Consider the following 17,189-nt stretch of genomic DNA (forward strand, 5'->3'; position numbering starts at 1 on the left):
CTTCCCCCTAATCCAAGTCGATGACCACTTTCAGTGTTGTGTCGCCTTCCTTCTCGATGTAGTGGTAGGCCTCGTTATACTGCTCGAACGAGAAGTGCCCGGTCACGAGCGGTTCCGTGACCATGGAGCCGTCGGCCATCCATTCAACCGCCTGCTCGTAATCATTCTGCCGATACATCAGCGTTCCGATCAGGCTCAGCTCGCGATCGCCGACGATCGACATGTCGACGCGCGGCTTTTCGCCATAGACGCCCACCACCACAATATTGCCGCCCTTCTGGATGTGTTGCACCGCAGTATCCAACGAGGCCTCGACGCCCGCGCACTCGAATGCCACATCGAAGCCGTCGTCGCCGAAGGCTTCCTGGGTCACGTCGGCAAAGTTTTCCTTCGTTACGTTGCAGGTGAAGTCGATCTTCGCTTCCTTCGCTTTGGCCAAACGGAAGTCGCTGATGTCGGTGATCATCACTTTTTTTGCACCGCGGCAACGGGCGGCCTGCGCCACCAGGTTGCCGATGGTGCCGGCACCGAACACGACCACATTCTTTCCTGCGAGCGCCGGGGCGCGGCTGGTCGAATGGGCCGCCACGGAAACGGGCTCGATCAATGCCCCCTGCTCGAAGGTGAGCGAATCGGGGAAGGCGACGATGCGTTCTTCCGGCACAACGAACAGATCCTGCGCACAGCCCGGCGCCTGGAAGCCCCGTACCTTCAGTGCGTCGCAAATATGGTAGTCGCCGCGCTTGCACGGGTTGCAGACCCCGCACACCTGCTGCGGTGCGGCGGTGGCCTTCATGCCCGGCTTCACTTTCGTGACGCCCTCGCCGACGGCTTCGACCACGGCGGAAAACTCATGCCCCTGAACGACGGGGTAGGGGGTGAAGGGATGCAGGCCGTGCCATACATGGATGTCGGATCCGCACACGCCGATCTTTTTGACGCGCAGCAAAATCTCGCCGGGCCCTGCAACGGGCGCTTCGACTTCGTTGAATTCAATGCGACCGGGTTCGGTCATGATGGCTTGTCTCATCGTCTCACCTCTACTTCTTTTCTCTCTACTCTTCTGCCGGGGTGTATATAAACTGCAAATCCTGATCCATACCCTGCGGATCCGTTGAACGCTCGAACAGAAGCAGATCCTCCGTTCCAATAACGCAATGCTCAACCTGGGGTTTAAAACGAAACGAGTCCCCGGGCTGAAGGACATGAACTGCGAGCATTGGTTCGCCGCCATTCCTCCATAGCAAGATTCCGGCGCCCTCCTTCACCTCTACAAGCTCATCTTTTTCCGCATGTTTCTCCAGAGCAAGAAATCCGCCCTGCCGGACAACAAGATACTTTTCCACATCGGGGTGCTGATAACGGGTAACCACCACTCCTCCCCACGAGGTCTGGATCACTTGTTTTTCTATTGCCCCCTGAGCGATCCGTCCGCTCAGTCGCTCAAATTCGCTGGAGGTGGCGCCGCGCCCCTCGGGATAATGCTTTCGCCAGATGTTGCAGATTCCCCGGCATACCTCGTTAAAAGAAGCCTGCGAATCAATGGCAGGAAGTCGGCGCATATCATCAATGAACCCATGGGCACCCAAGGTGCCGACAAGCGGGGTTGAATTAAGATCAAAATAATCCATATAGTATCTTTCAGAACAACTTGAACGATGGTTCCGGAGTGGCCATCTCGTTCCGGTTCATCCTTTGAACGTGGTTTCCTGTTGAACCTTGTTGTGCGCTTCCCACGAAGCCTTGAACTTGGCGTAGCCTTCGCGGGTTTCGAACACCTGGCTGTCGTCCCAAAGGATGCGCCAGTCGCCGTCGGCTTCCGGCCAGAGGAAAACCTGGCCCCAGATCAGGCGGTTGTTGGCGTCGATTCCGCAGAGGCGTTGGAGCTGTTCCGGCGAGAGCAGGTCTTCGGTGGCAACGCTGAGGTTGTCGCGAATCCAGTCGGAGCGCGTCGCCATGGCCACGAATCCGCCGGACTTGTTTTCGCGCTGCGCGGCCCAGGCCAGCGCCACCTTGGCAGGGGAAGCGCCCAGCTCGGCGGCAATCGCCTGAACGGTCGGATCCAGCATATCCGCGCGGTGCTCCTTGAAGGTGTCGCGCCCCGGACGGTTGGGGGAGCCGAGCGACATGTAGCCGTTGCAGACGACGCCTTCGGATTCAAAATAGCGGCGCAGCTCGGTCTGCTGCATCAGCGGGTGCATTTCCATCTGGTTGCAGACGGGGCGCTCTTCTTCGACCACATCGCGCAGCAGGAGCTTCATGGTGGCTTCGGTATGGTTCGAGGTGCCGATGTCGACGACCTTGCCCGCTTTCTTCAGCTTAACAATCTCGCCCCAGGTTTCCATGAACGCTTCGTGGATGTAGGGGACGGCATCGGGGTTGCGGTGCTCGCCCGCGCAACCCGGCGTGTGGACGTTCGGCCATGGCCAGTGGTTCAAATACAGGTCGATCTGGTCGACGCCGAGCGCCTTGAGCGTGGCTTCGCAAGCCGGAGCCACGTCCCTCGGATTCATGTGGCCGTTCCATAGCTTGCCCGTGATGAATAGATCGTCGGCGGCGGCAATGTGGCCGGCCTTGATCGATCGGCGGATCGCCTCGCCGACCACCTCTTCGTTTTCGTAGGCGCGCGCCGTGTCGATGTGGCGCCAGCCCAGACGGATCGCTTCCGCGGTGGCCTCTTCCATATAGTTCTGCGCCCAATCCGAGTGGAAGGTTCCGTAGGCCGCCACCGGCATCATGCGGTCGCTCGCCAGTTTTACCTGATGCACCGCCGCCGGATCGATCGGCTGGATGCTTTGATCAAAACAAACCTGTTCGATTTTCTGAGGCATATTGGATGTCCTTAATGATTAAAGTTTTATTTCGAAGGTGACGGACTGGTTGGCGGGGAGGGTGACTTTGCGGGAATTCCTTCCTTCGCCTTTTTTGACAGAAGCCTTGCCGGAAACAACGTTGACGTCGTTGATCTCGGACGGGAGCGCGAGCTCGATCGGCTGCTTCTTGCCGGAGACCATTTCGACCGTGACCTTTTCCGGCGACCACTGCAGGCGCTTGAGTTCGATCTGGCCGCGGCAGAGGATGCCTTCGATCGCACCTTCCGGCCATTCCTTCGGCAGGGCGGGCAGCAGTTTGATTTTGCCCGGTTCGGAGGCCATCAGCATTTTGATGATGACGGCGGGTTGTCCGCCGCTGATGTCCATGTTCAGCAGTGCCTTCGCGTTGTGCATGCTGGCCATGTTGCCCAGCCAGAAGCGGTTCACCAGGTGGGTGAGGCACTCGTAGGCGAGTTCGCTGTTTTCCAGGCTGGTGGCCACCTGCCCGAGCTGCACGAGTCCGAACGACATGAATCCGCGCTTGTTGTCGCGCCAATGTTTGTCGAGCTTGTATTCGATGCTCTTCCGAAACGCATCCTGCAGATCCGGACGGTCGGCGATCTCCTGCGGCATGCCGTCGTAGAGCGCGTAGAGCTGCGACGAGTGGCGGTGCTTGTCGTTGTTTTCGAGTTTCGGAGTGAGCCATTCCTTGAGCTGGCCGTCTTCCGCCACCAGGTAGTCGGGCATCTTCTTCAGCATGTCCTGCCAGAGCGGAATCTTATCCGCGTTGACGTTCAGCTCTTCGCTGACCGCGATCAGGTTGCCCAGCAGCTCCTTGGCGGCGGCGACATCCATCGTGGCGTTGAAGGAGCCCTGCGAGTCGGAATTGGCCGGGGTGTTTTCCGGCGATTGGGTCGGGTTGAAGACCAGTATGCCGGCATCGTTCTCGTAGAGGTAGTCTTCGAAGAAGAGCGCCGATTTTTCCATGAAGGGCAGGGCATGTTCGACGAGGAATTCCCGGTCTCCGGTGTAGAGGTAGTAGTCGTAGAAAAAGTGCGAGGCCCAGGCGGCGCCCGCCACCCAGAAGCCGCCTGCGAATGTCCCGGCGATCGCATTGTTGTATCCGGTGGTGGTCGAGCGCGAAGGCAGGATGATGCCGCGCGCGCCGAAGATGTGCTTGGCGTTGATTTCGAGATAGGGGATCAGCGACTCGATGTAGGAGGTGTAGGAGAGCATCAGCTCCGGCATGTTGCCCATCAGCATGCTGGCGATGGCGGAAGGCACGTTGCCGTTATGCGTGTAGTCGCTCGCCCAGTCGGGCACATAGGTTCCGGCCCAGAGGCCCTGCAGGTTCGGCGGCAGTTCTCCGGTGCTGGAGAGAACGTTGTAGCGCGCGGCGTCGAACTCCTTTTCGATCAGCGTGCGGTTGAGCTTTTCGAAGCTGGTCTTTTCCAGCAGCTCTTCCGTCGTAAGGTGATGCTCGTCGCCGCCGAGATCGAGCTTCATGCGCGAGAAGATGTTGTTGTGGAGCGGGGCGTGCCGGGCGAGCAGGGCGTCGTAGTCCGCCGGGAGGGCGGCGAGCTGTTCCATGAAATCGCCGATCACGGATTGGGCCGGATCGTAGACCATCTCGACATCGATCAGCACCAGCACCTGATCCGCACCGTTGACGACCAGCTCGTTGCCTTCGGTGGACACGCTTCCGCCGGTGGCAATGACCTGGGCAATGCCTTCCATGGCGTGGATGCTGCCGGGGTAGGCGCGTGCAAAGTTCTGGCGAACCGTCAGTGCCGGGCCGGTGGCGGCAAAGGTGGTGTTTGTGACGTAGTATTCATACATTCTGTCGGAGCGCGGTTTCTGGGGCGTGCGACCGCCGCCGATCAATTCGGGGTGCGGATCGCGAACCTGCATTTTCAGGCGGCAGCCGACGGAACCCTTTTCGGTGCCGACGATCTGCATGACGGCCACGCCGTCGGCGCGCGAGACAAACGAGCGGCGCTCATAGGTGCCTTGATCGTCCGACCACTGGATGGTGGCTTGCCCCGTCTGGAAATCGACGCTGCGCATCGTGTTCTTCGCTTCGCCCTTGGCGTCCATGTTTATTTTCAGGTCGAACGCCGGGACAAAGTGGTCGTGGTAGAGGAAGCCCTCCTGGCCGGAAAGATCGAGCGCCAGCTCGGTCGCCTGCTTGTAGAGGCCGCGGTCGATCAGGTTGCGGATCTCGAAGAGGCGGTTCCCGTTGTCGGGCGGCATGTGGGGTTTGTCCAGCGGAATGAACAACCGCTCGTGCGTCAGGATGGCGGTTTCTGCGAGCGGGTTGCCGAAGACGTTGAGGCCGAGGGTGCCGTTGCCGGAGAGCAGGCCCTGTTCCCACGTCTCGCCCGGCGTGGAGCTGATGAAGCCGCGCTCGGGCACAGGCAACGGCTGGGTGATGGCGGATGCCGCGGCGGCGAACGCAAGCATGGCGGATGCGACTGCAATTTTTTTGAGATTCATGATTGTTCCTGTTCTGTGCATCACTTCAGCGAGCCCCAGGTTTTTTCCATGAGGGTGTAGAGGGCGGGATCGTGGATTTTAAGTTCCGCCGCGACAAAGGGGTAGAAATCGTTGCGGTAGAGATAGGCCTCGGTGCCTTCCGCGAAATATTCCTTGTGGTTGGTCGCGCCGTAGTGGCGCACCGTCCGCCCATTGAACAGCAACGCCTTGTCGTAAAGGTTCGCCGCCATGGCGGCGTCGTAGGTTTCGATGACGTCCGGATTGTCGAAGCCGCCGTCAAGAACGTTGTTGTGGTAGGCGTGTGCCAGCTCGTGGAGGATGACGGCGGGCTGCTTGATCATATAGCTCCGCGAAAGCAGCGCTTCCGCCCGGGGAATGTGCACCTTGTTGGCAAGGCGCGGATCGTAGCCCTTCGATTCCAGCCACGCGACGCTGGGGTGGTATTGCATGGCGCCCAGCTCGTGGCTGGACTCGATCCAGATTTCGAGCTGCCGCATTTTTGCCCGTTGTTCCGGCGGCAGCAGGATCGAAATGCGCTGGAGATGGTTGGCCAGCATTTCCAACGCTTCCGTTCCTTCGTTGGTGTCCAGCAGTTTCGGTTCGACATAGACCTTCCAGCCCTCGATGTTCCGGATAACGGGGTCGAAGCGGTCGGCGGTCGGCGGCGACGCGGTGACGACTTCGCGTGGAAGCACGATCCGCTGCTTCACCATCGGAACCGGGTTGGCCGTAACCCAGGCGCCGGGGGCGAAATCGACGTTCTCTGGGTCGAAGGCCAGCACCACCAGCTCAAGCGGCTGTCCGATCATTTCCCGGGTGATCGGAATGTAGTAGGTGTTGTGGCTGTCGAAGCTGCGCGGCGGATATTCCCATGCGTTGACCGGGTAGGACGGCGCGCGGTTGGGGGCGCCGGCGTAGGCGTCGCCGACGCGCAGCGCGGCATACGCGCCTTCATGGCCATGCTGGCCTTCCAGTGCAACGCAGAAATAGCTGCCCTCCACAAACTCATCCAACGTGAACTTCAGGCTGAATGCTTTTTGGGGCGGGCGGTTGGCAAAGGTGTCGTAGAGGTAGGAGATGCGCCAGCCGTTGCTGGCGAGGAGCGTCTTCTTCGCGTAGCCTTCGATCTCGACCACTTCGTCCGGAACAAAGTCGGTGCGGAAATAGCGGATCTTTTCGCCGGGGGCCATCTTGAAGCTGATTTCGTTGCCGTTGACGACCATCGGGACGGCGTGCCAGCTTTTCAGGTTGGCCGATACTTCGGCCGTGAAGGTTTCTTTCGTGCGCAGGAGATCCGGCAGGATGAAGAGCAGCTGGTCGATGTCGATGGCCGCGCCGAAATCGAGGCGGATGTTCCGTTTCGTCTTCAAGCGGAAGGTGCGGCTGAAGTTGTAGGCGGTGGCCAGGTCGTTGTCGAACAGGTAGGCGGGGTCGATGCCGCGCTCGTGCACCATGCGCTGGTCAACAAACGCATCGCGCGCCGCCTGCACCTGCGGAATCGCGGTCGGGCCGGCGCGGCGCAGCGAGCGGAATTCGAGCGGGTCGTTGTCGGTCGAGTAGATCGTGGCCTCATACAGCGCCTCGGCGTCCGGCGGCATTTCGCAGGGTTGCAGATCGCCGACCTTGTAGTGCCAGGGGCCGTTGATCTTTGTTCCGGGGAACGAGACGTCGACGCGCTTGCCTTCCGGGAGCGTGACCGTTGCCTTCGTGCCGGGATAACCCAACGCATCGACGAGGATGTCTTTGCCTTCGGTGTCGCGCACAACCTCGTAGTCGGTGCCTTTCAGAACCACCTCGTTGATCGGTTCCGTGGTGGCGAGCAACAGGCAACTGCGGAATGGCATGACGGTGATAGCGGCGCTTTCGCCGGCGTTCTTTTGGGCCAGGAACTTTTCGGTGGGGTGGAACTGGTGGAGGGCCACGGAGCCTTGGGCCTTGAGGCCGATGGATTCGTCCAGCCGGATCGAATAGGTGACCGGTTTCCAGGTGAGGTTGCGCAGGGTGATGAAGCGGCGGGTGCCGTCGCCGCGCGCCACGGCGTTGGGGCCGTATTGCTCCTCGGGAAGCACGATGCCCTTCACGAGAATGTCGCGGTAGCGGCGGTGGAGGTTGTAGATCCGTGCCAGCTTGGGGAATTCGTCGTCGCGCAGGAACCACGGGTTGGCATAGATTTCCGGCGCCAGGATCAACCCGCGGTTGAACGCCTGCAGGATCAGGTCGTCGTCCCAGAAATCGACGCAGGAGGAGATGCAGACGCCGTGGTCTTCGGTCAGGCGCTTCAGGTCGGGCACCAGCCCGCGCGAGAGGGCCTGGACGCGGTTGTGGGTGCCCGTCTTTTTCCAATTGGCCATGTGGACGTCGATGTAGGTTTCCGCTCCTCCCCATAGGAAGGTGGTTGCGTGGGGCAGGGCATCGCCGAGGTTGAGGCGATGGTTCAGCAGGATCAGGTCGGGGCTGTAGGTGCGGCATTCGGTCATCAGGCGCGCCAGGGCATCCTGTTTGTTGGTGCGCAGCTGGGTGCAGACCGCATCCATCTTGAAGAGTTGGAATTCATAGTCGCGGCACAGCCCGACCAGCTGGTCGATCCGCTCCTGTTCCTCTTCCCGTGTGTCGCCGAAGCCATCCGGCCCCAGCCAGACGCCTAGGCGGCAGCCGAACGATTTCGCCTTTTCATAGATCGGGCCGAAGCCGTTGGGGAACTGCTTCTTGAACTTGGTGGATTCCGTGCTGCCGTAGTAGCGCGGGCCGTCGATCGCCCCCGCATCGAACGCATAGATGTCGAGCTTCATGCCGTATTCATCGTGCAGCCATTCGAAAAAGCCGAGGTTGATCAGCGTTTGCTTCTCGTTGCTGCCTTCGTTGGTGTTGTTGATCCACGAAAAATATTGCGACAACGACGGCGTGTTTTCATCCGCCCCGGGGAAGACGGGTTTTAACGGAGCTGCCGCGAAGGCCGACGGATGTTGCAGGGCGCCCAGAAAGACGGCGAATCCCAGAACGAGCGCGGTGCGTGCGAAGGAACCCTTCGGTACTTGGTAATTTCCAGTCTGAAACATGTCAACAATCCTTGGGAAATGGTTCGTCCAATCTAAACCATGGAAGCTAACCACGGCGCACCGTGGCCGTCTTGTAGGATTTTGGCATGCCTGTGTAGAATAGTGGGATTCCCGGTTCCCTGTTTATGGCAAAGGCGCGGCCTCCGGCCATGCCTGCGGGGCTGTTGGTTCCGGATTGTTCAAGCCGCTTGATCGGGTAGAAGCCTTGCGCTTCGGCTCCGGTCTGCTATTGTGCACAACATGTCTAGGGGATCAGGAACGAAGGAAGGGACGCTGCGGGGTTGCGAGGCTTTTTGCGCCTCGTTGCATGGCGCCCAGCTTCAGCCGCTTTTCGATTATCTGCCCGGCGTTTACTTTGTGGCGAAGGACCGGGCCGGGCGGGTGATGATGGCGAACAACGTGGCGGTTCAACTGTGCGGGTTTGAGCGGGAAGAGGACATGATCGGGAAAACCGATTATGACATCTTTTCGGCGGATCGCGCGGATGCCTACGTGAAGGACGACAACCATGTCTTCGAAACCGGGGAGAGTGTGATCGACCACGTCGAGCTGGCCCCCGATCCGCACAACTCGATCAACTGGTTCGTCACCACCAAGATCCCGCTCTATTCCGACGAGGGGGAAATTGTTGGCCTGGCCTGCATTGCCCGCAACATGACCAGCGCCCACGAGAAGCTCCGGCCCTACATGGAGATGAACGAGGTGCTCGACTATGTCCGCGAAAACTATGCCGACCCGATCAAGGTGGAGGATTTGGCGAAAATCATGCATTTGTCTTCGAGCCAATTTGAACGCAGCTTCAAGAAGGTGTTCAAGATTTCGCCCACCAAGCATATCCTGAATGTGCGGGTCCGGGCCGCCTGCCGGCTCCTCTCGACCACCAACGACACCATTGCTTCCATTGCGCTGGAGGCGGGGTTCTACGACCATAGCCACTTTATCCGGAACTTCCGGAAGGTCATGGGGCTTTCCCCCCGGGAGTACCGCGAAGGCGGGCGCGAAATCCCATGGTGATGTACACCCGCGTGCCTTAATTTTACAATACGCAGCATTTCCCCTTCTGCTAGCTTGTCTCCATGTCTTGGAAAACAAAGCGAGGTCCATTGGCCCTGTGCGCCGGAACGCGTGCAGCGCGTTGGCGGAAACCGGAAACGGCCCCGGAAGCCGAGGGCCGCCCATGATCCGCGTTGGGATCATGGGGATGGGATACATGGGCGGAGTCCATCTGCGCAACTGGCAGGCGCGGGAGGATGCCAAGGTGGTCGCCGTCTGCGACATCAATCCCGCATTCGGAGCCACCCAGGGCAACATCGAGACGGGGGGCGATGGCCTCAACCTGGACGGTGTTGCGGTGTATCGGAGTGCCGCTGAAATGCTGGCCGCCGAAACGCTGGATGCGGTAACGGTTGCCCTGCCCACGCACCTTCACAAGGCGGCGACGATCCAGAGCCTGGCAGCCGGCCTACATGTGCTTTGCGAAAAGCCGATGGCGCTTTCGGTGCAGGATTGCGACGAAATGATCGCCGCCGCCAAGACCGCCGGGAAGGAGCTGATGATTGCCCACTGCATCCGTTTTTGGCCGGAATATGCCTGGCTGAAATCCGCCGTCGAAAGCGAGGCCTTCGGTGCCGTGAAGGCGGCGGACTTTTCGCGTCTGGCCAGTGCGCCCGCGTGGAGCGCCGATTCCTGGTTCGCGAATCCCGCAAAGAGCGGGGGCATGGCGCTCGACCTGCACATCCACGATCTCGATTTTATCCAATACCTGTTCGGTGCGCCGGCGGCAATTGAGTCGGAGCATGCGGCTCTTGCAAACGGTCAACCCGGCCACGTGGTCTCCCGGATGGACTATGGGGCGGGCAAGGTCGTGACCGCGACGGCAAGCTGGATGATGCCGCCGTCGTTCGGGTTCCGGATGGGATTCCGCGTGGTGTTCGAAAACGCGGCCGCGGTGTTGGATGGAGATGGATTGATGGTTTATCCGCCGGAAGGCGATGCCTATGCGCCGGAGCGGCACGTGGGCAACGGCTATCAAAGGGAAATTGAATATTTTGCCGCACGGGTCGCTGGCCCGGCGGGCAAGGATGTGATTACACCGGAGCAGGCGCGCGAATCGGTGCGCTTGACGTTGGAGACGATGAAATGATGAAGAACCCTATTGGAATTTGCAGCTGGTCGCTGCGCAACGACGCGGAAAGGATTGCCCGGGCAATGGCAAGGCCGGAACTATCGTGCCTGCATCTCGATATTTCGGCGGCGGAAAAACTGCGCGGCCTCGTTTCCGAAAACGGATGGACCGTGAGCTGCACCATGACCGGATTCCCGCAGGAGGATTATTCCTCGCTCGACGCCATCCGGCTCACCGGTGGAATCGTGCCCGACGAGGTCTGGCCCGAAAACCGCCGCATCGCGCTCGACGCCATCCAGGCCACGGCTGAACTGGGAGTGGGGCAGCTCTCGTTCCATGCGGGCTTCATCGACCATTCCGATGCCGCCGGTTTCCGTACCTTCTGCGACCGTATCGTGGAGCTGGCCGACGCCGCGCAGGATTGCGGGATACTGATTCTGCTGGAGACCGGCCAGGAGACGGCGGAGGATCTCCGCCATTTCCTCGACGTGGTCGAACACCCCGCGCTCGGCGTTAATTTTGATCCCGGCAACATGATTCTCTATGGCAAAGGCGATCCGATTGAGGCGATCCGCATCCTGGGGCCGTGGATCCGGCACGTGCACGTCAAGGATGCGATGGCGTCGCCGGTTCCCGGCAAATGGGGTTCCGAAGTCCCATGGGGCGATGGCGAAGTCGACCATGGCGCGTTTTTCCATGCGCTGGAGGAGATTGGCTATACGGGGGCGTTCGCGATCGAACGGGAGGGCGGGGACCGACGCGAAGAAGACATTCTGTTGGCGGTCGAACGGTTCGAGGTGTACGCATGAGTGAACAACGGATGACCTTTTCAGTCCAGGCCCGCCTGGGAATCATGATGTTCCTCCAGTTTTTCATCTGGGGCGCATGGTATGTTACGCTGGGCACCTATCTTTCCGAAACCCTGAAGTTCGATCCGGCGCAGATCGGCCGCTCCTACAGCGCCATTCCCTGGGGCGCGGTGATTGCGCCGTTCATCGTCGGGATGGTGGCCGACCGGTTCTTCGCCGCGCAGAAGGTGATGGCGTTCATGCATCTGGTGGGCGGGGGGCTGCTTTGGTATGCCAGCGGCGTGGTTCAGCCCGCCGTGCTGTTTTGGGTGCTGCTGGCCTATGCCATCTGCTACAGCCCAACGTTGAGCCTGGCCAACGCGGTTTCGTTCAACAAAATGGAGAATCCGGAAAAACAGTTCCCGGTGATCCGCGTGTTCGGAACGGTGGGTTGGATCGTGGCCGGACTGGTGATCGGCTTCATGAAGATCGAGGCGCAAGACATTCCCCTCAAGATCGCGGCGGGGTCCTCGGTGTTGCTCGGGATCTTTGCGCTCTTCCTGCCGGACACGCCGCCCAAATCGCTGGGCCACAAGGTCACGGTCCGCGATGTTCTCGGGCTGGAAACCCTGAAGCTGATGAAGAACCGCTCCTTTGCGGTGTTTGTGGCCGGCTCGCTGCTGATCTGCATTCCATTGGCGTTCTATTATAATTTCGCGAACATGTTCATGAACGATGTCGGCGTGGCCAACGCGGCGGGCAAGATGACGATGGGGCAGATGTCGGAATTCATTTTCATGATCATCATGCCGTTTTTCTTCGTGCGGCTCGGGGTGAAGAAAATGCTCCTGATCGGCATGCTCTGCTGGGTGCTCCGCTATGTGTTGTTTGCGTTCGGTAATCCGGAGTCGTTGGTCTGGATGTATTATATCGGCATTCTGGTGCACGGCATCTGCTACGACTTTTTCTTCGTCACCGGCCAGATCTATGTCGACAACACCGCGCCCAAGGCCATCCAGGCGCAGGCCCAGGGGTTCATCGCCTTCGTCACCTATGGCGTCGGCATGGTCATCGGCGCCAACCTCTCCGGCGAAGTCGTGAAATATTTCACCGTCGAGCAGATCATCAACTGGCGCGCCGTGTGGCTCTTCCCGGCCATCATGGCCGGGGTCATCATGTTGCTCTTCACGGCGTTGTTCAAAGACCACGGCGCCAAGCAAGAGGAGCAAGCCTAGCCGGGGGGCTTCATCCGCCTTGAATGCCGGGGTTTTTTTTGAGGCGGGATAACAGTTGGCTGAACAGACTGCCGTGTTGTACGTTTTTCATGGGATTCCTGCTTTAGGTTTTTTCGTTTGGTCTGTTTGGTCCAACCAGGGATTCCCATGTTTTTGAAGCTTTGTGGGACACGCGTGTGGAAAAATATACGTTGGCACTGATTCTAGGGTATGGCCGCTCCGGCAAGGCCGCCGAACGGATGCTCCGTTCCGAAGGGTGCGATACGCTGGTGCTGACGCGAGAGACGGCGGGCGATCCGGAAGTCCAGCGGGCGTTGAAGGAGAATGAGTTCGATGTCTGCATCGTCAGCCCCGGTTTCGGGATCCTGAATTCGTGGGTTTGCGCGGTTCGGGATGCCGGCGTTCCGCTACTTTCCGAGTTGGAGCTGGGCTGGTCGCGCCACCGGGGAAAGACCGTGGCCATCACCGGTTCGAACGGCAAAAGCACGGCGGTCAAATGGATTTACGAAAGCCTGGAGCGGGCCGGGAAAAAGGCGGCCATCGGGGGCAACTACGGTATTCCGGCCTGCGAGGCGGTGCTGGACCATCCCGGCCTCGAGTGGCTGGTGCTGGAGGTTAGCTCGTTCCAACTCGAAACCGTCCGGAGCTTCCGGGCCGATGTGGCGGTGGTGCTGAACCTGTTGCCCAACCACCTCGATCGCCATGAAACCATGGAGTTGTACCGGAGAGCCAAGGCCCGGATTTTCGGGCCATCCCCTTCGTTTGCCGAGGATGTCTGCCTTGTTCCCGTCGATCTGCAGGACGATTTCAGGGCGGACGTGCCGGGGGGGCGTCGGTGGGTTACCTTCGGCGGAACCGCGGATGCCGACTATTCCTTCGAAAACGGGAATGTTTTTCGCAAAAGTGAGAGGTTGATCGATCTGTCCGGAACCCTTTTTGATTCCCCGGTGCTGGGGAGTTGCACGGGGGCGGCGGTTGCCGCCGTTGCCGAGGCCTGCGGAATATCGCCGGAGGCGGTGTTGGAGGCGGCTCGGAGTTTTCAGCCGCTGCCGCATCGGCTCCAGCGGCTGGGGGAGATGGACGGTGTGGCCTATGTGGACGATTCGAAGGCCACGAACCTGGCGGCATTGGGGGCGGCGGTAGCGGCCTGCGGGGATGGCATCCATTTGATTGCGGGGGGCTTGCCGAAGGAGTCCGACTACACTTTTGTAAAAGAAATACTGGCGGAACGGGTACGGAGCATATACGTTATCGGTCAAGCATCCCGGTCAATGTTTGAGGCCTGGGGCGGGGTTTGCAATTGCGTGGAATGCGGTACGTTGGACAAGGCTTTCAGCACCGCCCAAAGCGCGGCCAGGGCAGGGGATACCATTCTTCTATCCCCAGGTTGTGCAAGTTTCGACCAGTTTCGGAGTTTCGAGGAGCGTGGAGAGCTTTTTGAAAAGCTGTTCATCGGCGCGAAACATGCTAAACAGGGTGCTTCGTGAAAATTATGGAATCGTCCGCAACCAGGGCGCGTTGGAAATAGGAGTTTGAATATGAAAATCGGATCAGCAGTAGTCGGATTGCACATCGCCGTTTTGTGCGTTTTTGCCCTCACCCAGGGTTGTGTTACCTCCGAGTCGCAGGGTAGCGGCCGAGGCGCAGGCGCCAGGCACAAAGGCCCGTTCAAGCATGAACACAAAGATGTGGATTCGGCGGGGGATGTTATGGCAACAACGGATCCGTACTACACCGACGACACGATGCCGGGCGATGCCATGTATGGTGGCGACCAGATCCAAAGCTCCGACTATTCCGTCGAACCGCAGCCTCCGGTTTCAACCAGCGGCTCCACCGAAATCTACATTGTCCAGAAGGGCGACATGCTTTCCCAATTGGCGATCGATTTCGATACCACGACGGCAACACTGGTGGAAATGAACGGCCTCTCCAATCCCGATGTGCTTTATGTTGGGCAGGAATTGGCGGTTCCGGCCGGTCGCGGCGCTTCCAAGGCAACCACTTCCAAATCCACCGGTTCCATCAAGAAGGGCGGAACCTACACCATCCAGAAGGGCGACACCCTTTCCGGAATCGCGCTCGCCGCCGGTGTGGGCATCAACGACCTCCGTTCGCTCAACAACATCAAGGGCGACAAGATCATGGCCGGCGACACGCTCGATATCCCGAGCTACGGTAAGGTGCCTTCCTCTAGCCGTACGTCCTCCTCCACGAAGAAGGCTGAACCGGCGCCGACCCCGGTGGAGCCTGCCCAGCCAGTGGTGGATGAAGCTCCGATGATGGCACCGCCGGTAACCACCTCGACGCCCGATGAGCCGATGTCGCTCGACGTGATCGAGGACAAGGTGCTTTATCCCGGCGAAACCCTCGACGATGTGGCCCGCCAGTATGGCGTGAGCAAAGGGGAGATCATGCGCCTGAACAACATCTCGAACGAATCTCAGGTACAGGAAGGCCAGCGCCTGCGTATTCCGATTGCGGAGTAGACTCATTTGACTTGCTTTACCACGGAGGCACGGAGACTCAGAGTTGATTCTGTAATCTCCGTGCCTCTGTGTCTCTGGGGGGAAAGAAGGGTGGAGAGCAATGCGTAGGACCATTTCGCTTTTCATAGCCATCGTATTGATTCTCGTCACCCTCGGCGTGCTGGTGCTGGCCAGTGCCAGCTCGGCAAAGTATGACGACGCCAGCTATTTTGTGAAACGCCAGCTCATCTGGCTGGCGTTTGCTTTTATTGCCGCGGCGGTTGCCGCTCGGTTCGACTACCGGGCATACCAGAAACTCGCCATTCCGATCGCGGCGTTTTCGGTTCTCCTGCTGATCCTCGTCCGCATTCCGGGCATCGGCAGCTACATCAACGGAAGCTGGCGCTGGATCCGCATCGGCCCCATCACGATCCAACCCTCCGAAATCTCGAAGGTGGCCGTCATCCTGCTCTTTTCCTGGTGGCTGGCGCGCAACCAGCGGCGGATCGACGAGCTGAAGCGCGGGATTGTTGTGCCTTTTGTCCTGCTGGGGTGCTTTGCGCTTCCCATCATTGTCGAGCCCGACTTCGGCACCACGATGCTCGTTTCGACGGTTGCGGTTTCCATGATGTTCCTAGGGGGGGTGAGCATTGCGCCTTTGCTGATTATCGGGGCCATCGGCCTGCTCGGGGTGGGGGTCCTGATTTTCCAGAACCCGGAACGCATGAGCCGCATCCTCGCCTTCCTCGATCCGCAGAAATATGAAAAAGACAAGGCCTGGCAGCTCATCAATTCGCTGCGCGCCTTTGCCGGCGGCGATGTTGGAGGGGTGGGTTTTGGCAACAGCATGCAGAAATACAACTACCTGCCCGAGGCGCACACCGACTTCATTTTCCCCATCATCGGGGAAGAGCTTGGGCTGGTCGCTTCGCTACTCGTTATCGTCATGTATGTAGTCCTGTTTGTGCTCGGCCTGCGCATTGCGCTCAATGCGCGCGATGACTTCGGGCGCCTGCTCGCCTTCGGGATCACCCTCATGATCACCATCCAGGCCCTGATCAACTTTGCCGTCGTAACCGGCTGCGTGCCCACCAAGGGGCTGGCCTTGCCCTTCATCAGCTATGGAGGATCCAGCCTCGTCATCTCCGGTGTAATGATCGGCATCCTCGTCAACGTCGCCCATTCCAGCATGAAGTCGCCCTCGAAATCATCCCGCAACCCCTTCAAAGACCGGGCAAGGAAAGTGTAGGGCGTGAAACGTGAGGCGTGAGCCATGATTCGGTTTCGCGACTCACTTTTCAATCGTCACGAATTAGGAATTTATTATGAACGATCAATATGAGCTGCTCGACAGCGGCAACGGAAAAAAACTCGAACGCTACGGCGACATTATCCTGGACCGCCCCTGCGCACAGGCGGTTTGGGCGCCGCGGAATCCCGGGTTGTGGGAAACCGCCACGGCCAGCTTCGACCGCGTCGGCGGGCTGAACTGGGAGGGCCGCAGCAAGGTGTCGAAAGCCTGGAACGTCGAGATTGCCGGGGTGGTGATGAAGCTTTCCGCCACCGACTTCGGGCATATTGGCGTCTTCCCCGAAACGCGCTCGCTCTGGCAGTGGATCCGCTCGGCGCTCAGGGAACAGGCGCAAACGAAGGGGAGGGAACTCAAGTTCCTGAATCTGTTTGCCTATTCCGGCGGCGCCACGCTCGCCGCCGCCCAGGCCGGGGCGCAGTGCTGCCACCTCGATGCCTCCAAGGGCATGGTCGAGTGGGCCCGCGAAAACGCCAAGCTCAACGGGTTGCAGGATGCCCCCATCCGCTGGATCGTCGACGACGTCATCAAGTTTCTCCGCCGGGAAGTGAAGCGCGGCAACCGCTATGACGGCATTTTGCTCGATCCTCCATCGTTCGGGCGCGGCAAGAAGGGCGAGCTCTACAAGATTGAAGACCAGCTGATGACCACGCTCGACCTCGTGCACGAGGTGCTTTCCGAAGATCCCGCCTTCGTCCTGCTCACCTCGCACACCCCCGGTTTCTCGCCCATTGTGCTGGGCAACCTCCTCCGCCAGTACCATCAATCCGGCACGTTCGAGTGCGGCGAAATGCTCCTCACCGGCAAGCCCGGCGTGAACGAACTCCCCAACGGAAACTGGGCCTGCTGGATCAACACTTTTTCGTAGTGTTCACGGATCTGCGCGCCCGTTTTTTCTA

At 59.8% G+C, this 17,189-nt stretch carries 13 protein-coding genes; 8 read left to right on the forward strand and 5 right to left on the reverse strand.

The window, feature by feature from the left end; all coding sequences use genetic code 11:
• Positions 1–7 precede the first annotated feature (7 nt).
• From E9954_RS00225 to E9954_RS32920, 5 genes are read right to left on the reverse strand one after another with little or no spacing between them, the layout of a single operon-like run.
• A complete protein-coding gene (locus E9954_RS00225) occupies positions 8–1,030 on the reverse strand; it encodes a zinc-dependent alcohol dehydrogenase (RefSeq protein WP_136077253.1) in 1,023 nt (340 codons plus the stop codon).
• A gap of 25 nt (positions 1,031–1,055) precedes the next feature.
• A complete protein-coding gene (locus E9954_RS00230) occupies positions 1,056–1,631 on the reverse strand; it encodes a cupin domain-containing protein (RefSeq protein ID WP_136077254.1) in 576 nt (191 codons plus the stop codon).
• Between the two features lie 57 nt (positions 1,632–1,688).
• Positions 1,689–2,831 carry an aldo/keto reductase family protein gene (locus E9954_RS00235; RefSeq protein ID WP_136077255.1) on the reverse strand — a complete coding sequence of 381 codons (1,143 nt, stop codon included), beginning with the start codon at positions 2,829–2,831 and terminating at the stop codon, positions 1,689–1,691.
• A gap of 18 nt (positions 2,832–2,849) precedes the next feature.
• Positions 2,850–5,309, reverse strand: coding sequence for a glycosyl hydrolase family 95 catalytic domain-containing protein (locus E9954_RS00240; RefSeq protein WP_168441861.1), 2,460 nt, complete (start codon positions 5,307–5,309; stop codon positions 2,850–2,852).
• Positions 5,310–5,329: 20 nt separating this feature from the next.
• Positions 5,330–8,365: a M90 metallopeptidase family protein gene (locus tag E9954_RS32920; protein ID WP_222846985.1), complete on the reverse strand. Its 3,036-nt coding sequence runs from the start codon at positions 8,363–8,365 to the stop codon at positions 5,330–5,332.
• Positions 8,366–8,605: 240 nt separating this feature from the next.
• Here E9954_RS32920 and E9954_RS00250 point away from each other — a divergent pair, with 240 nt between their 5' ends.
• The 8 genes from E9954_RS00250 (at position 8,606) to E9954_RS00285 (ending at position 17,158) form a co-directional block, all read left to right on the forward strand.
• On the forward strand, positions 8,606–9,379 hold the full coding sequence (locus E9954_RS00250) for an AraC family transcriptional regulator (protein ID WP_136077257.1): 774 nt from the start codon (positions 8,606–8,608) through the stop codon (positions 9,377–9,379).
• A gap of 163 nt (positions 9,380–9,542) precedes the next feature.
• Entirely contained in the window at positions 9,543–10,508 is a 966-nt protein-coding gene (locus E9954_RS00255; protein WP_136077258.1) for a Gfo/Idh/MocA family protein, read from the forward strand.
• Positions 10,505–11,299: a sugar phosphate isomerase/epimerase family protein gene (locus E9954_RS00260; protein WP_222846986.1), complete on the forward strand. Its 795-nt coding sequence runs from the start codon at positions 10,505–10,507 to the stop codon at positions 11,297–11,299. The genes E9954_RS00255 and E9954_RS00260 overlap by 4 nt, the downstream gene beginning before the upstream one ends.
• The gene (locus E9954_RS00265; RefSeq protein ID WP_136077259.1) at positions 11,296–12,513 is read left to right on the forward strand and encodes a nucleoside permease; all 1,218 of its coding nucleotides are present in this window, start codon (positions 11,296–11,298) and stop codon (positions 12,511–12,513) included. The genes E9954_RS00260 and E9954_RS00265 overlap by 4 nt, the downstream gene beginning before the upstream one ends.
• A 176-nt stretch (positions 12,514–12,689) precedes the next feature.
• Positions 12,690–14,000: a UDP-N-acetylmuramoyl-L-alanine--D-glutamate ligase gene (gene murD / locus E9954_RS00270; protein ID WP_136077260.1), complete on the forward strand. Its 1,311-nt coding sequence runs from the start codon at positions 12,690–12,692 to the stop codon at positions 13,998–14,000.
• Between the two features lie 51 nt (positions 14,001–14,051).
• Positions 14,052–15,002, forward strand: a complete 951-nt coding sequence (locus tag E9954_RS00275; RefSeq protein ID WP_136077261.1) for a LysM peptidoglycan-binding domain-containing protein — start codon at positions 14,052–14,054, stop codon at positions 15,000–15,002.
• A gap of 100 nt (positions 15,003–15,102) precedes the next feature.
• On the forward strand, positions 15,103–16,230 hold the full coding sequence (gene ftsW / locus E9954_RS00280) for a putative lipid II flippase FtsW (protein WP_136077262.1): 1,128 nt from the start codon (positions 15,103–15,105) through the stop codon (positions 16,228–16,230).
• A 76-nt stretch (positions 16,231–16,306) separates the two neighbouring features.
• The gene (locus tag E9954_RS00285) at positions 16,307–17,158 is read left to right on the forward strand and encodes a class I SAM-dependent methyltransferase (RefSeq protein ID WP_136077263.1); all 852 of its coding nucleotides are present in this window, start codon (positions 16,307–16,309) and stop codon (positions 17,156–17,158) included.
• Positions 17,159–17,189: the final 31 nt, after the last annotated feature.

Origin of the sequence: Pontiella desulfatans (assembly GCF_900890425.1) — a bacterium.
In the GTDB taxonomy this organism is placed as follows: Bacteria; Verrucomicrobiota; Kiritimatiellia; order Kiritimatiellales; family Pontiellaceae; genus Pontiella; species Pontiella desulfatans.

Coding starts and splice junctions, on each gene's coding strand:
- E9954_RS00250 (WP_136077257.1), top strand. CDS start 8,606: ATGTCTAGGGGATCAGGAACGAAGGAAGGGACGCTGCGGGGTTGCGAG.
- E9954_RS00275 (WP_136077261.1), top strand. CDS start 14,052: ATGAAAATCGGATCAGCAGTAGTCGGATTGCACATCGCCGTTTTGTGC.
- E9954_RS00235 (WP_136077255.1), bottom strand. CDS start 2,831: ATGCCTCAGAAAATCGAACAGGTTTGTTTTGATCAAAGCATCCAGCCG.
- E9954_RS00285 (WP_136077263.1), top strand. CDS start 16,307: ATGAACGATCAATATGAGCTGCTCGACAGCGGCAACGGAAAAAAACTC.
- E9954_RS00240 (WP_168441861.1), bottom strand. CDS start 5,309: ATGAATCTCAAAAAAATTGCAGTCGCATCCGCCATGCTTGCGTTCGCC.
- E9954_RS00230 (WP_136077254.1), bottom strand. CDS start 1,631: ATGGATTATTTTGATCTTAATTCAACCCCGCTTGTCGGCACCTTGGGT.
- E9954_RS00265 (WP_136077259.1), top strand. CDS start 11,296: ATGAGTGAACAACGGATGACCTTTTCAGTCCAGGCCCGCCTGGGAATC.
- E9954_RS32920 (WP_222846985.1), bottom strand. CDS start 8,365: ATGTTTCAGACTGGAAATTACCAAGTACCGAAGGGTTCCTTCGCACGC.
- E9954_RS00225 (WP_136077253.1), bottom strand. CDS start 1,030: ATGAGACAAGCCATCATGACCGAACCCGGTCGCATTGAATTCAACGAA.
- E9954_RS00260 (WP_222846986.1), top strand. CDS start 10,505: ATGATGAAGAACCCTATTGGAATTTGCAGCTGGTCGCTGCGCAACGAC.
- E9954_RS00255 (WP_136077258.1), top strand. CDS start 9,543: ATGATCCGCGTTGGGATCATGGGGATGGGATACATGGGCGGAGTCCAT.
- ftsW (WP_136077262.1), top strand. CDS start 15,103: ATGCGTAGGACCATTTCGCTTTTCATAGCCATCGTATTGATTCTCGTC.